This is a genomic window from Caulobacter sp. UC70_42 (genome assembly GCF_044056025.1).
Lineage (GTDB): Bacteria > Pseudomonadota > Alphaproteobacteria > Caulobacterales > Caulobacteraceae > Caulobacter.
This window is the reverse complement of the sequence record NZ_CP171994.1, coordinates 1,611,912-1,626,330: the sequence shown is the minus strand read 5'-3', so window position 1 is coordinate 1,626,330 and position 14,419 is coordinate 1,611,912. Positions and strand designations below refer to the sequence as shown.

Annotated in this window: 10 protein-coding genes and 2 pseudogenes; 3 read left to right on the top strand and 9 right to left on the bottom strand. The window is 68.0% G+C overall.

What is annotated here, in order from left to right; all coding sequences use genetic code 11:
* Positions 1 to 50: 50 nt before the first annotated feature.
* Positions 51 to 1,202 carry an AI-2E family transporter gene (locus ACHMW8_RS08415; protein ID WP_395445254.1) on the bottom strand — a complete coding sequence of 384 codons (1,152 nt, stop codon included), beginning with the start codon at positions 1,200 to 1,202 and terminating at the stop codon, positions 51 to 53.
* Positions 1,203 to 1,299: 97 nt separating this feature from the next.
* On the opposite strand from ACHMW8_RS08415, the gene ACHMW8_RS08410 reads away from it, so the two are divergent.
* Entirely contained in the window at positions 1,300 to 2,844 is a 1,545-nt protein-coding gene (locus tag ACHMW8_RS08410; RefSeq protein WP_395445253.1) for a helicase HerA-like C-terminal domain-containing protein, read from the top strand.
* Here ACHMW8_RS08410 and ACHMW8_RS08405 read toward each other — a convergent pair.
* The 4 genes and pseudogenes from ACHMW8_RS08405 to galE all read right to left on the bottom strand — a co-directional run bounded on the left by ACHMW8_RS08405 (position 2,825) and on the right by galE (position 8,866).
* Positions 2,825 to 3,220, bottom strand: coding sequence for a response regulator (locus ACHMW8_RS08405; RefSeq protein ID WP_395445252.1), 396 nt, complete (start codon positions 3,218 to 3,220; stop codon positions 2,825 to 2,827). The two genes, ACHMW8_RS08410 and ACHMW8_RS08405, sit on opposite strands and share 20 nt — an antisense overlap.
* Positions 3,221 to 3,227: 7 nt before the next feature.
* Positions 3,228 to 5,219 carry an ATP-binding protein gene (locus ACHMW8_RS08400; RefSeq protein WP_395445251.1) on the bottom strand — a complete coding sequence of 664 codons (1,992 nt, stop codon included), beginning with the start codon at positions 5,217 to 5,219 and terminating at the stop codon, positions 3,228 to 3,230.
* A 108-nt stretch (positions 5,220 to 5,327) separates the two neighbouring features.
* Complete coding sequence (locus tag ACHMW8_RS08395) at positions 5,328 to 7,760, bottom strand: EAL domain-containing protein (protein ID WP_395445250.1); 2,433 nt, start codon at positions 7,758 to 7,760, stop codon at positions 5,328 to 5,330.
* Between the two features lie 129 nt (positions 7,761 to 7,889).
* A pseudogene (gene galE / locus ACHMW8_RS08390) lies at positions 7,890 to 8,866 on the bottom strand (UDP-glucose 4-epimerase GalE).
* A 194-nt stretch (positions 8,867 to 9,060) separates the two neighbouring features.
* Here galE and ACHMW8_RS08385 point away from each other — a divergent pair.
* Both ACHMW8_RS08385 and ACHMW8_RS08380 read left to right on the top strand, forming a co-directional pair.
* A pseudogene (locus ACHMW8_RS08385) lies at positions 9,061 to 10,369 on the top strand (UDP-glucose dehydrogenase family protein).
* A gap of 3 nt (positions 10,370 to 10,372) precedes the next feature.
* The gene (locus ACHMW8_RS08380) at positions 10,373 to 11,344 is read left to right on the top strand and encodes an NAD-dependent epimerase/dehydratase family protein (protein WP_395445249.1); all 972 of its coding nucleotides are present in this window, start codon (positions 10,373 to 10,375) and stop codon (positions 11,342 to 11,344) included.
* Here ACHMW8_RS08380 and ACHMW8_RS08375 read toward each other — a convergent pair.
* From ACHMW8_RS08375 to ACHMW8_RS08360, 4 genes are all read right to left on the bottom strand, one after another.
* Complete coding sequence (locus tag ACHMW8_RS08375) at positions 11,332 to 12,225, bottom strand: DMT family transporter (RefSeq protein ID WP_125157269.1); 894 nt, start codon at positions 12,223 to 12,225, stop codon at positions 11,332 to 11,334. The two genes, ACHMW8_RS08380 and ACHMW8_RS08375, sit on opposite strands and share 13 nt — an antisense overlap.
* Positions 12,222 to 13,112 (bottom strand): SDR family NAD(P)-dependent oxidoreductase, encoded by an 891-nt coding sequence (locus tag ACHMW8_RS08370; protein WP_395445248.1) that lies wholly within the window; start codon positions 13,110 to 13,112, stop codon positions 12,222 to 12,224. The genes ACHMW8_RS08375 and ACHMW8_RS08370 overlap by 4 nt, the downstream gene beginning before the upstream one ends.
* A 109-nt stretch (positions 13,113 to 13,221) precedes the next feature.
* The gene (locus ACHMW8_RS08365; RefSeq protein ID WP_125157271.1) at positions 13,222 to 13,413 is read right to left on the bottom strand and encodes a hypothetical protein; all 192 of its coding nucleotides are present in this window, start codon (positions 13,411 to 13,413) and stop codon (positions 13,222 to 13,224) included.
* 66 nt (positions 13,414 to 13,479) lie between these two features.
* Complete coding sequence (locus ACHMW8_RS08360; RefSeq protein WP_125157272.1) at positions 13,480 to 14,397, bottom strand: WecB/TagA/CpsF family glycosyltransferase; 918 nt, start codon at positions 14,395 to 14,397, stop codon at positions 13,480 to 13,482.
* Positions 14,398 to 14,419: the final 22 nt, after the last annotated feature.

The window sequence follows — 14,419 nt, the reverse complement described above, 5'->3', positions numbered from 1 at the left end:
GCCGGACAAGGCATAGATAGGAACCAGCCCATTCATTTTAAGGGGCGCATTCATTTCTTTCGTGCTGACCACGACCCCGTGTCGGGCGCCGGCCCGTGACCCTGCCCCGACAGCGTTCGCTCGCCCTGCGGGTCGCCGTCCTCGGATAGCAGGATGGCGATCCATCGCGAGCCCTCGAACTGGGCCAGAATCACCATGGCCGCCACGGTCAGGGGCGTGGAGAGGAACATGCCCGGCACGCCCCACAGCGCGCCCCAGACCGCCAGCGAGAGCAGGATCACTGTCGGATCCATGTTCAGGCTGTCGCCCTGCATGCGTGGATAGATGACGTTGCCGACCACGAAGAAGATTCCCTGCAGAGCCGCGAACAGGATGATCGCCGGCCACAGGGTGTCGGGGAACTGGACCAGCGCGAACAAGGGCGGCAAGAAGCAGCCGATCGCCCCGCCCAGGATCGGGATGTAGGCGGCCAGGAAGATCAGGAACGCCCAGAAGAAGGCGTTGTCCAAGCGGACCAGCATCATCACCACCCAGGCGGCGGCGGCGATCATCAGGCCCGTGACGGTCTGGATCCAGAGATACTGCTCCACCCCGTCGCGAATGCGCTGGAACATGGTCATGTTCGACTCGCGCTCGGCATGGTGCGGGAACAGGGCGACGATCTTTCGGCTGAAGCCCCGGCGCGAGGCGAGGATGAAGCCGAGATAGATCAGCACCAGCACGGCGCTGGTGCCGAAATTCTTGAACGATTGGGCCACATCGCCGATGTAGCTCTGCAGGTTCAAAAGCTTGGCCAGGTCGGTGATGGTGGGAACGCCATGCAACTGCAGGCCTGGAAACAGCCTGCCGACCAGCGGCGTGAACTTGGCGATGATCGCGTTCAGGCTGGCGACATACTCCGACGAGTGGTCGAAGAACGTCTTGCTGTTCACCACGACGATCCAGATAGAGACCCCGAACAACGCCAGGGACAGCACCACCGCGGTCGGCAGAGCCAGCTTGCGCGGGAAGCCCGGCGTGCGCAGGGTCAGCACGCGAGCGAAGCTGTCGATCATCACCGCCAGGAACACGGCCAGGGCCAGGGGAGTCAGGATGTCCTGCATCCACTTCAGCGTCGCGCCGCCGGCGATGACAGCCAGGAAGACCACCGCATTGCGCGTCGTGACCGGCGGCGGAGCGCGGGGCGGGTCAGTGGCCGTCATTTGTAAAATATCTCCAGAGGCGAGCCCGACATTGACCGCGCCGATTGGCGCGGCGCAAGGCCCCGGTTAGGGTCAACGCGTTCGAAGGAGTTTGGTTATGCCGCTGTCGATTGGCGAAAATGAGATCCTGGTCGGTTTGGGCGAAGGTCCGGTGACGCAGCGACTCGATCGCTCCAACCGCCACGGCGTGGTGGCCGGGGCGACAGGCACCGGCAAGACCGTGACCCTGCAGGTTCTGGCGCAGGCCTTTTCCGACGCCGGCGTGCCCGTCTTCGCCGCCGACGTGAAGGGCGACCTCTCCGGCGTGGCCATGCCCGGAACGCCGAACGAGAAGATGCAGGCCCGCGCCGACCAGATGGGCCTGGTGCTCTCGCCGGCCGCGCCGCCGGTCATGTTCTGGGACCTTTTCGGCCAGAAGGGCCACCCGATTCGCACGACCATCTCGGAGATGGGGCCGCTGTTGCTTTCGCGTCTCCTGGAACTGAACGACGTGCAGGAAGGCGTGCTGACCATCGTCTTCCACGTCGCCGACCAGGACGGCCTGCTGCTGCTGGACCTCAAGGACCTGCAGGCCGCGCTGAAATATGTCGCCGACCATGCTGACGAGATCGGCACGCAGTACGGCAATGTTTCAGACGCCACGGTGGGCGCGATTCAGCGCAAACTGCTGACCTTGCAGACGCAAGGCGCCGAGCACTTCTTCGGCGAACCGGCCCTCGATCTCTCCGACATCATGCGCACCGACGCGGCTGGCCGCGGTTACGTCAACCTGCTGGCCGCCGACCGCCTGATCCAGTCGCCCAAGCTCTATTCGACCTTCCTGCTGTGGCTGCTGTCCGAACTGTTCGAGGTGCTGCCCGAGGTCGGCGATCCGGAAAAGCCCAAGCTGGTGTTCTTCTTCGACGAAGCCCATCTCCTCTTCAACGATGCGCCCAAGCCGCTGCTTGAGAAGATCGAGCAGGTCGTGCGCCTGATTCGTTCCAAGGGCGTTGGGATCTACTTCGTCACCCAGAACCCGGCCGACATTCCCGACGCGGTGTTGGGCCAGTTGGGCGCCCGCGTGCAGCACGCCCTGCGCGCCTATACCCCCGCCGACCAGAAGGGCCTGAAAGCCGCCGCCCAGTCGTTCCGGGTCAATCCGAACTTCGACACCGCCGAGACCATCCAGGCCTTGGGCGTCGGCGAGGCCCTGGTCTCGACCCTCGACGAGAAGGGCGCCCCGCGCGTCGTGCAGAAGACCCTGATCCGCCCGCCGGCCTCGCGCCTGGGGCCGCTCACGCCGCCGGAGCGCGCGGCCCTTCAGGCCCAAAGCCCCGTGGCCGGAGTCTACGACACCACCGAAGATCGAGACTCCGCCTACGAGATCCTGCAGGGCCGCGCCAAAAAAGCCCAACAGGACGCCGACGCCGCCCGCGAGCAGGCCGAAGAGGACAAGCGCGAGGCCGCCGAGACCAAGGTCCGCGAGCGCGAGGAAGCGCGGCGCGAACGCGAGAGCCGCCCTCGCGCGTCGGGCCGCCAGACCATGACCGAGGCCTTCGCCGTCACCCTGGTCCGGACGGTGGCGTCCACCGCCGGACGTGAGCTGATCCGGGGCCTGCTGGGCGGCCTGGTCGGCGGATCGACTACTCGCCGGCGGCGCTAAGGCCTGTCCCGCGCCTACGAGGCGCTCGCGTCTTTTCCGGCGCGGGCGCGCGGGCGCCGAGCAGGGCCGAGGCGATATCGGCCAGCTGGTCGATCTGGAACGGCTTGCGCAGCACCGGCCATGGCAGGTCGGCGGGAGCCGCGCCCATGCGGTCCCCGGCATAGCCGGTGGTCAGCAGCACGGCCATGTCCGGCCGACCGACCGAGACCGATCGCGCCAGATCCACGCCGCTGACGCCGCCAGGCATGATCACGTCGGACATCAGAAGGTCGAACGCCACGCCCTCCGCCAGCGCCTCCAACGCGGAGGCCCCGTTCTCGGCGGTGGCGACCTCGCAACCCAGATCGCGCAGCAGACCGCTGGCGATCTCGCGCACGGCCGCGTCATCCTCGAACCAGCAACACCCGCACGCCCTTCAGGCGGTCGCGCGCCGGCGGCTGGACCGGAATCACGGCCGGCGTCGCGGCCTCGTCCGCCGCCGGCAAGTAGAGCGTAACGGTCGTGCCGCGGCCCTCGACGCTGTCGATGGCCACCCCGCCGCCACACTGCCGCAGGAAGCCGTAGACCTGGGCCAGGCCCAGACCCGTGCCCTTGCCGACCTCCTTGGTCGTGAAGAACGGCTCGAACACCCGGGCTAGAACCTCGGGCGGCATACCCGAGCCAGTGTCGCCGACCGCCACCCGGACGTAGTCGCCGGGGGCGGTGTCGGCGACCTCGTCCTCGGCCAGGGTCACGGGCGCGACGGCGATGCTGATCTCACCGCCGAACGCCGTGGCGTCGGCGGCGTTGACCACCAGGTTCAGCAGCGCCGCCTCGAACTGGGCCGCGTCGACCCGCGCGCCGGACGCGGCCGGATCACGGCGCAGCGTCAGAGTCACGCCTTCCCCCACCGCCCGACGGAGCAGCGGTTCGGCCTGATCGAGCAAGGCCCCGATCTCGACAACCTCGAGCTTCAGCTCCTGGTTCCGCGAGAAGGCGAGCAACTGTCGGGTCAAACGTTCGCCGCGTTGACCGGCCGCCAGGGCCGCCTCGGCCAGGCGGGTGACGCGCGGCGTGTCGTCGGGTCTGCGCAGGATCATGTCCAGGCCGCCGACGATCACGGTCAGCAGGTTGTTGAAGTCATGCGCCACCCCGCCGGTCAACCGGCCGACGGTTTCCAGCCGCTGGGCCTGGGCCAGAGCCGCCTGGGCGTGAGCGGTCTCGGCCATGCTGGCCTGCAAGGCCGCGGTGCGCTCGGCGACCCGATCCTCCAGGTCCTTGCGCGCCTCGACCGTCTCGGTGAAGTCGAAGCAACTGCCTATATAGCCGCGATAGACCCCGGCCTCATCGAAGCGTGGCGCGCCGACGCTGTTGATCCAGCGCCAGGCGCCGTCCGCGCGGCGCAGCCGGAAGACGACATTGAAAGGTTCCCGTCGACTGGCCGCGGCGTTGGCGATTTCGAACCCGGCTTGGCGATCGTCGGGATGCAGGCCCTCCAGCCAACCGGCGCCCAGTTCGGCCTCAAGGGAGCGTCCGCGAAAATCGAGCCAGGCCTGGTTGAACCAGTCCGCTCGACCGTTCTGAGCCGTCGCCCAGATCAGCACCGGCGCCGTATTGGCGACGCCTCGGAACAGCTCCTCGCTGCCGCGCAGGGCCGCCGCCGCGCGGCGCTCCTGGGTCACGTCGCGAAAGGTCACGGCCAGGTCGTCGCCCAGCCTCACGCCGCTGGAGCGGATCCAGCGCTCCTCGCCGTCGATGACCCGCCGCACGTCGATGTCGTCGGGGCCGCCGCTCTCCAGCAGGCGCGCCAGGCGATCGACCATGTCGCGGCCCGTCTCGTCGGAAAAGACATCCAAGGCCCGCCTGCCCAGCAAGGTCGAAGTCCCCTTCGGCCTCATGGTCTCGGCCATCGGATTGGCGTAGGTCCAGCGGAAGTCGATCACCCGTCCGGCCTCGCGGACCGGCTCAAGGATCACGAAGGCGTCCAGCGACACCTCCTGCGCCGAACGGAAGCGCGCCTCGGCCGCCAGGCCCGACCGCACGGCCAGGCGCAGAGCCTCGACGAGCACCACGATCAGCCCGCCGCACAGCAGGAACATGATCAATTGCGCCGTTTCGCGGGACGGCAGGGCCCACGCGCCGTCGGGGGTCATCCAGAACCGCCAAGCGGTAAGGGCGCAGACGATCAGGGCCAGAAACCCCGGCCCCAGCCCGCCGACCATCGCCGCGGCCATGACGGCGACGAAGAAGGTGGGGAAATAGATCGGAACGCCGAAGGCGGCGACGGCGACGAAGCGGGCGACGATGGCGACGCCCACCGCCAGCAGCGCGAAGCCATAGCGTAGTTCGCGCCGATCGGCCGCAGTTACGAACTTGATGGCGGTCCGTCCCAGCACGCGCTCGCCCCGATGTCGGCTCTACGGCCCCGCTTGGGACCGTCTAACGGCTCAAGGCATAGGAGGTTCCAGGCGCCGTGCAAAGCGCTCGACACCTGGCTGATCGCATCAGGCCGAGCGCTTGACCTCGCCCGGCGCCTGGCCCAGGTCGACGGGACCTTCAAGGCGGGCCGGCGCCGCGCCGGCCAGGGTCCAGGCCGAAAGGGTGTCGATCGGGGCCGGGCGACCGATGGCGTAGCCCTGGAGCTCCGTGCAGTTCTCGCCCCGCAGGAAGACGATCTGCTCTTCGGTCTCGACACCCTCGGCGACGACCGGGATCTCCAGGCTGCGGCCCAGGCCCAGCACGGCGCGCACGATGACGGTGGCGCGGTCGTGACGATGGATATTCTCGACGAAGCTCTTGTCGATCTTGATCTTGTCGAACGGGAACGACTGCAGGGTCGACAGCGACGAGAAGCCGGTGCCGAAGTCGTCCATGGCGATCCGCACGCCCAGGGCCTTCAGCCGGCGCAGATTGTCCAGCGCGCGCTGATAATCCTTGAAGAGCGCGCTCTCGGTGATCTCGAGTTCAAGGCGCGAGGGTGAAAGGCCCGTGGAGATAAGGACCTCGTGCACCAGGCTCGGCAGGGCCGGGTTGTGCAGTTGGATCGGCGAGAGATTGACCGCGATGCGCAGCGGCTTCTCCCACGACGCGGCGTCGGCGCAGGCGCGACGCAAGACCCAGTCGCCCAGGGCGCCGATCAGGCCGTTCTCTTCGGCGACCGGAATGAATTCCAGCGGCGGGATCATGCCGCGCGTCGGGTGCTGCCAACGGACCAGGGCCTCGAAGCCGCAGACCTCGCCATCGCTGGCGCGGGCCAGGGGCTGGTAGTGGACCACCAGTTCGTCCTCGGCGATGCCCTGGCGCAGGTCGCGGGCCAGGTTGCGGCGCTCGCGGATCGTGTCGTCCATCTCGCGCTTAAAGAAGCGGTAGACGCCGCGGCCGCTTTCCTTGGCGCGGTACAGGGCCATGTCGGCGTTGGCCATCAAGGCTTCGGTCGTGCGGCCGTCGTCGGGATAGAGACTGACGCCCAGGCTGGAACCGAGCGCCAGCTCCTGGCCCTCATAGACCACGGGGGCCGACAGGAGTTCGAGCAGACTGCCCGAAAGTTCGGCGGCCGCGGTCGGCTGATCGCCGCCGGCCACCTGGACGATGATGAACTCGTCGCCGCCCAGACGCGCGGCGAAAGAAGGAGCCTGGACCGCCGACTGCAGGCGGCGGGCGGTCTCCACCAGGATGGCGTCGCCGGCCAGGTGACCGTGCTGGTCGTTGGCTTCCTTGAAGTGGTCCAGGTCAATGCAGATCACCGACAAGGTCTCGCCCGAGGCCTCGACGCGATCCAGCGCCGCGCCCAGCCGGGCTTGCAGCGAATTGCGGTTCGGCAGGCCGGTCAGGCCGTCATGCTCGGCCAGATAGCGGATCTTCTCCTCGGCGGCGCGACGCTCGCGCAAGTCGCGAACGGCCAGAACGGTCAGGCCCGAGGTCTCGATGCGGGCGCCATCGTCCATCAGGCGCGAGAACACCTCGACCGGGATTTCGCGACCGCCGGAGATCGGCTGGATCTTGCCTTCGCGGCGAACGCCCTCGCGGGTCGGACCGGCTTCGTCGAAGGTCAGGATCGATCCGACCAGCGAGCGGCCGACCAGTTCCGGGAGGTCGGCGCCGACCAGTTCGCAAAAGGCGGCGTTGGCGTCGTTGATCTTGCCCGACTGAACCACGACCAGACCTTCATAGGCGGCGTTGGCCAGCCGGCGGATGCGCTCTAGGGCCGAACGCGAGGTCTGGGATTCGATGGCGACCGCGCCGAGGCCGCCCAGGATGATCATGGCCGTGATCGAGCCGACGGCCAGGGTCAGGATGCCGCCCGACAGCAGCTGGTCCGGCACCTGGATCGAGGCGTCGGGAATGATGGTGATCGCGGACATGCCGGTAAAATGCAGGGCGACGATGCCCAGGCACAGCAGGCCGCCGCCGATGGCCTGCTTCCTGACGGAGCGGGCCTGGCCGGCCAGCACCAAGGCGGCGGTCGCGCCGAAGACGCCGAGGATCGCCGACATGCCGACGGTGGCGTGTTCCCAGACCAGGTGGCCCTGGGTCACGAAGGCCGACATGCCGGTATAGTGCATGGCCGCCACGCCGAGGCCGATCAGGACGCCGCCGGCGAAGTCATTGGTGGTCGAGCGCTGGGCGGAGGCCACGGCGAAGCCGCTCGCCATGAACAGGGCGGCGATCATCAGCGATAGCAGGGTGCCCGTCGGGCTGTAGCCGGTCTTCAGGCCTGGCGTGAAGGCGACCATGGCGATGAAGTGGGTGGCCCAGACGCTGGAGCCGGCGACCAGGCCGGTCAGCAGCAGCCACGCGGCGCGCACGACGCCCCGGGCGCCGCGCATCCGCGAATAGAGGCGGAACGTGGTGAAGCAGCCGGCGATGCAGACGAGGCCGGCGACGAGCACCAGGCGCAGGTCGTGTTGCGTCGTCAGACAGGTCAGGAACTTGAGCACGCACGCCCCCCGCGGGTCACATCCCTCTAGAGCTACAGCGAGAGTTGCAAATAAAGCGTTTCATGCGCGTTCGCCGCGACATCCGGTCCGAAGGTCGCGGCGATGAGGGTGAGATTTGCCCCGGCCCGATCAGGCCTTGGCGCGCGCCCGATGCCAGCGCCAGGCGCTGGACAGGATGGCGTCGAGATCGCGCGATGGGTTCCAGCCCAGTTGCGCACGGGCCTTGGCGTTGTCGCCGACCAGGATCGGGGCGTCGCCTGGCCGGCGCGGGGCCATCTGGGTCGCCAGAGGCTTGCCGACCGCGCGCCCGACGCCGTCGACCAGCTCGCGCACCGTCGTCCCCGCGCCCGTGCCCAGGTTGTAGGCTTCCGACGATCCGCCGGCCAGGAGACGCTTGAGCGCCGAGACGTGGGCGTCGGCCAGGTCCAGGACGTGGACATAGTCGCGCACCGCCGTGCCGTCGCGGGTGTCGTAGTCGTCGCCGAAGATCGTGAAATGCGAGCGCTTGCCCAGCGCCACGTCGATGGCCAGCGGGATGGCGTGGGTCTCCGGCTCGTGCCACTCGCCGATGCGGCCTTGCGGATCGGCCCCAGCGGCGTTGAAGTAGCGCATCACGGCGCTCTTGAAGCCAACATAGCGGTCGTAGTCGGCCAGGGCCTGCTCGACCATCAGCTTGCTGCGGCCATAGGGATTGAGCGGCGCCTGCGGGTGATTTTCCGGCATCGGCAGGGTCACCGGATCGCCGAAGGTGGCGCAGGTTGAGGAGAACACCAGGGCGTTCACCCCAGCCCGTCGCGCGGCTTCGACCAGGGTGATGGTCCCACCGACATTGTTATCAAAGAAAGCGCCGGGGTTCTTGACCGACTCCCCGACCTCGATGCGGGCGGCGAAGTGCAGGACGGCGACGGGCTTATGCTGGGCGAAGACCGTGTCCAGCCGGGCGGCGTCGCGTATATCGCCGACTTCCAGCGGCCCCCACTGGACGTGCTCGCGATGCCCGTTCGACAGATCGTCGAACACCACCGGCCGGAAACCGCCGCGGCCAGCGCCAGGCAGCAGTGCGAGCCGACATATCCGGCGCCGCCGGCCACAAGTACGGTTTGCATCCAGATCTCCCGAGGCCGCTCCTCGCTATCGACTTTGCGCGACACAGGGAAGACGCCACCCCGTCAAGGGTCATCAAGATGTCACGGGACTGAGCGTTTTGACGTTCGGCGCCGGGGCGGCTTGCCTCGGCGTCGCGATTGCTGGATTAGGCGGAAGCGCCACGCGAGGCGCTCGTTCGGATCGGGAAGAGTCCATGCGCGTAGCGATGATTGGCACGGGTTATGTGGGCCTGGTGTCTGGGGCGTGTTTCGCCGACTTCGGCCACGTGGTGACGTGCATCGACAAGGATCCGTCGAAGATCGAGCGGCTGGAGAAGGGCGAGATCCCGATCTTCGAGCCGGGGCTGGACGACCTGGTGGCCCGCAACGTCCGTGAGGGCCGGCTGTTCTTCACGCTGGACGGCGCCCAGGCGATCAAGGACGCCGACGCGGTGTTCATCGCCGTCGGCACGCCCACCCGCCGCGGCGACGGCCATGCGGATCTCTCCTATGTCTACGCCGCGGCCGAGGAGATCGCCGGCCTGATCGAGGACTTCACGGTGGTGGTCACCAAGTCGACCGTGCCGGTCGGCACTGGCGACGAGGTCGAGGCGATCATCAAGAAGGCGCGGCCCGACGCCCAGTTCGCGGTCGTGTCGAACCCGGAGTTCCTGCGCGAGGGCGCGGCGATCGAGGACTTCAAGCGTCCCGACCGCGTGGTGGTCGGCACCGACGACGAACGCGCCCAGGCGGTGATGCGCGAGCTCTATCGCCCGCTGAGCCTCAACGAGACGCCGATCGTCTTCACCGGCCGGCGGACCAGCGAGTTGATCAAGTACGCGGCCAACGCGTTCCTGGCCATGAAGATCACCTTCATCAACGAGATGGCCGACCTCTGCGAAGTGGTCGGGGCCGACGTGCAGCAGGTGGCCAAGGGCATCGGCCTGGACAAGCGGATCGGCGGCAAGTTCCTCAACGCGGGTCCCGGCTACGGCGGCAGCTGCTTCCCGAAGGACACCATCGCCCTGGTGCGCACGGCCCAGCAGTACGGCGCGCCCGTGCGGCTGATCGAGACCACCGTTCGAGGTCAATGACGCCCGCAAGAAGGCCATGGCCGACAAGGTGGCCAAGGCCATCGGGGCCGAGGACCTGACCGGCAAGACGATCGGCGTGCTGGGCCTGACCTTCAAGCCCAACACCGACGACATGCGCGACGCTCCCAGCCTGGACATCGTCCCGGCCCTGCAGGCCCTGGGCGCCAAGGTCCAGGCCTTCGACCCGGAAGGGGCCAAGGAAGCGGCCCACATGCTCAAGGACGTCGACTTCAAGGCCGGCGCCTACGAGGTCGCCGAGGGCGCCGACGCCCTGGTGATCATCACCGAGTGGGACCAGTTCCGGGCCCTGGATCTCGACCGCCTGAAGCTTCTGATGACCGCCCCGGTCGTGGTCGACCTGCGCAATGTCTACAAGCCCGGCGAGATGGTCCGGCATGGCTTCACCTATGCCTCGATCGGGCGAGGCTGAGCCATGACGACGCCAATCATCGTCACGGGCGCGGCGGGCTTTATTGGAATGCATGTCGCCGAGCGCCTGCTGGATCGCGGCGAGACGGTGATCGGCGTCGACGTGTTCAACGCCTATTACGACCCCGCGCTGAAAGAGGCCCGGGCCGCGCGGCTGGACGGCCGGGACGGCTTCTCGATGGTCCGCATGGACATCGCCGAGCACGAGGCCTTCGCCGCTCTGGTGAAGACCTCGGGCGCCAAGCAGATCGTCCACCTGGCCGCCCAGGCCGGGGTGCGCTACTCGATCGAGAACCCGTTCGCCTACGAGCGCAGCAACCTGGCCGGCCACCTATCGGTGCTGGAGGCCTGCCGCCATGCCGGGGCCGAGCACCTGGTCTACGCCTCCTCGTCCAGCGTCTATGGCGACCGGCCGCTGAACGGCGATGGCTTCCGCGAGACCGATCCGGCCGAGACCCCGGTGTCGCTCTACGCCGCCACCAAGCGTTCGTGCGAGCTGCTCAGCCAGAGCTATGCCCGGCTCTACGGCTTCCCGCAGTCGGGCCTGCGGTTCTTCACCGTCTATGGTCCCTGGGGCCGACCGGACATGGCCTATTACGGCTTCACCGAGAAGATGCTGAAGGGCCAGGCGATCGAGGTCTATGGCCAGGGCAAGATGGCCCGCGACTTCACCTATATCGACGACATCGTCGACGGCATAATCGGCGTGCTCGACCATCCGCCGGCCCAAGGCGGGCACGAGGTCTACAACATCGGCGACAACGATCCGGTCGGGCTGATGGACATGATCTCGACCCTCGAGGCCGCGTTGGGGATCGACGCCCAGAAGGTCTTCCTGCCGATGCAGCCCGGCGATGTGCCGGCGACCTTCGCCAATATCGACAAGCTCCAGGCGCTCTGCGGTTACAAGCCCAGGGTCAAGCTGGCCGAGGGCCTGGCCAGGTTCGTCGAATGGCGGAGAAGCTACGCCGGCTGAGCCATCGCCCGCTTCGACAGCTGGTGCTCGCGCCACGAGATGAACAGGGTCGAGGCGACCACGATCGCGGCGCCGAGCAGGACAGCCGGCTTTGGAACCTCGTGGAACAGCAGGAAGCCCGCGCCAACCGCGAAGACCAGCCGCGTATAGTCGATCGGGGCCATGACCGCCGCCTCGCCGGCCTCCATGCCCTTGATATAGGCCCCCTGGGTGAAGGTGCCGATCACGCCCATGGCGGCCAGAAGGCCCAGGTCCGGCAAGGTCGGCCATCTCCAGACGAACAGGGCCGGCGGGATGGCGAACACCAGCCCCAGCACGGCGGCGTAGACCAGCAGCACGAACGGGCTGTGGTCTCGGGTCATGACCTTCATGCCAGTGATGGTCAGGGCGAACAGGAAGGCCGAGATCAGGGCGCAGGCCTGGGGCCAGCCGATCCAGGCCACCGCGCCACCAGCGCCTGGCCGCAGCATGATCAGCACGCCCAGGAAGCCGACCAGCGCGGCGCCGATCCGCAAGGGTCCGATCGGCTCACGCAGCACGAAGGCGGCCAGCGGGACCAGCCACAGGGTCCGGGTGAACGACAGGGCGTTGGCGTCGGCCAGGGGCAGCTTCTGGTAGGCATAGAAACCCATGATCAGCGCCAGCACCCCGGCGCTGGATCGGAAGATCAGGATGCCTGGCCGGGTCGTCCGGAACGCCGCGCGCCAGTCGCGGGCCATCAACGGAAGGAGCACCAGCACCCCCGCCAACTGCCGGTAGAAGGTCTGCAGCGCGGCCGGATAGCCGGGCCCCAGGAACTTGATCAGGGTGGTCATCGCCGTGAAGCCGACCGCCGAGGCCAGCATCCACAGCGCGCCGCGCAGGTTGGGCGTGAGGGTCACCCCGCCGCGCCAGAGGCGACCAGCTGGGCTCGCATGGCCTCGGCCTGTTCGGGCGTGATGCCCATGGCGGCCAGGATGGGCGAGGGCGTGTTCTTGTCCCAAGCGCTGCGCGGCCCGACCGTGATGCCCCCGTCGACGACGATGTGGGTTCCGGTGACGAACTGGGAATCGTCGCTGGCCAGGTAGAGAGCGGCCGCGGCGATGTCCTCGGGCAGGCCTGACTTGGGGATCGGCTGGATCTTGGGACCGATCGACGCGACCTGGGCCGCCATCTGGTCGGCGACCTCGCGCGGCAGGCCCATCGAAGCGCCGAAGATCGAGGTGGCGATCAGGCCTGGGCAGATGGCGTTGACCCGAATCTTCAGCGGCGACAACTCCGCCGCCGCGCACCGGCTCATGTGGATCACCGCGGCCTTGGCCGCCGAATAGGCCAGCGGCCCGAAACCCGCCTGCAGGCCGGCGATCGAGGCGGTGTTGATGATCGAGCCGCCACCCCTTTTCAGCATCAACGGCAAGGCGTGCTTCATGCCGATGGCCGGACCGCGGACCAAGAGGGCGAAGGTCTTGTCCCAGCCCTCGACGGTCAGCTCCGGCACCCCGGCGGGTGTGCCGCCGTGTCCGGCGTTGTTGAACAGGATGTTGAGGCCGCCGAAGCTCTCCTCGGCCACGGCCATGGTCCTGGCCAGGTCATCTTCCGAGGTGACGTCGCAAAGCGAGAAGCGAACGCGGTCGGGGAAACGCTTCTCCAGCATCTCGCCCTTCTCGGCCTGAAGATCGGCGGCGATCACGCTCGCCCCCTCGGCCACGAACAGCTCGACCGCGCCGAGCCCGATGCCCGAGCAGCCCCCGGTGACGACGGCGACCTTGCCGTCCAGACGTCCGACCATGGAAATTTCCTCCGCGTCCCCGACCTCTTCGCGGGTCAGTGATCAATGATCATATTCGCGGAGCAAACAGTCGTTGACTAGGGGTCTTGGACCCGGACGGGAGACGAAATCAGGCCGGGCGACGGACCAGCGGCTGAAGGCGACGCCCCAGATGGCTGGCGGCCAGCCAGATCATGCACGGGACCAGCAGAACGGCCCAAGCCAGGCCCAGCCCGGCCAGACCCACGCCGGCGACGGCGCGGTGAGCGAAGCCGGAGCGCTCCTTGGCCTCCAGCGTCATGACGCGAATATCCAGGCCCATTATCCCCCAAGCCCCTCTTTCGAGATCACCGTCACGATGATCCCGGCCCCCACAGACCGTTTCATCCTAGCGCGCACCCTCGTTGCGCGCACGCATTTGCTCCCAGCGGGCGTTTTCCGCCGCGCGGGGATCGCTCGCCGCGCGCCTGCCCAGCGCCCGGACCACGTCGTGACAGGCCAGGCCGACCAGCGACCAGGGTTCGACGCAGTAGCGCGAGAACAGGCGCTGCGGATCGACCATAAGCCGGAACAGCCATTCCATGCCCATCGGACCCATCCACCGCGGCGCGGCCTTCTGGACGCCGGCTTCGTAGTCGAAGGCGCCGCCCACGGTGAAGGTCGCGGCCGGGCCGTAGGCCTTGTGGTTCTCCAGCGTCCAGATTTCCTGACGCGGCATGCCCATGCCCACCAGCACGATGTCCGGCGCGTAATCGCGGATGGCCTCGACCACCGCGTCGTTGTCGGCCGAGCCGGGCTTGACGTCGAAATAGCCGTGATGGCTGGCGATCTGGGCGGTCGGATAGTCCCGGTGGATGCGTTCGATGGCCTTCTCGGCGACGCCTGGGGCGCCGCCGACGAAGAAGACCTTCCAGTTCTTCCGCGTGGCCAGGGACCAGAAGTCGTCGCGCCAGTCCAGATAGGTGCAGCGGTGAAAGCGCCGGCTGGCGCGCCCCACCAGCCGCGCCCAGAAGATCAGCGGCACGCTGTCGACCTCGATCAGGTCGGCTTCCTTGTAGAACGCGCCGACCTGGTGATCCTTGCCGATCAGATAGAGGCTGTGAAGGTTGTGGTTGGCGACGATGACGCTCTGGCGCGCTTCCAGCTTGCCGGTGACGAAATGGAACACCTCTTCGGGGCGCACCAGGTCCATGACTCCGCCAAGCACGCGCACGCGCTCCTCGGGGCGCCGCGTCAGGCGATAGGGGCGGCGCGGCGCGGCGGGCGCCGCGTCGTTCATTCCGCTCTGTTCCTGGGGGACGAACATCGCCACAGAGTCTCCTAGTCTT

Coding starts and splice junctions, on each gene's coding strand:
- ACHMW8_RS08415 (WP_395445254.1), bottom strand. CDS start 1,202: ATGACGGCCACTGACCCGCCCCGCGCTCCGCCGCCGGTCACGACGCGC.
- ACHMW8_RS08410 (WP_395445253.1), top strand. CDS start 1,300: ATGCCGCTGTCGATTGGCGAAAATGAGATCCTGGTCGGTTTGGGCGAA.
- ACHMW8_RS08380 (WP_395445249.1), top strand. CDS start 10,373: ATGACGACGCCAATCATCGTCACGGGCGCGGCGGGCTTTATTGGAATG.
- ACHMW8_RS08370 (WP_395445248.1), bottom strand. CDS start 13,112: ATGGTCGGACGTCTGGACGGCAAGGTCGCCGTCGTCACCGGGGGCTGC.
- ACHMW8_RS08365 (WP_125157271.1), bottom strand. CDS start 13,413: ATGGGCCTGGATATTCGCGTCATGACGCTGGAGGCCAAGGAGCGCTCC.
- ACHMW8_RS08360 (WP_125157272.1), bottom strand. CDS start 14,397: ATGTTCGTCCCCCAGGAACAGAGCGGAATGAACGACGCGGCGCCCGCC.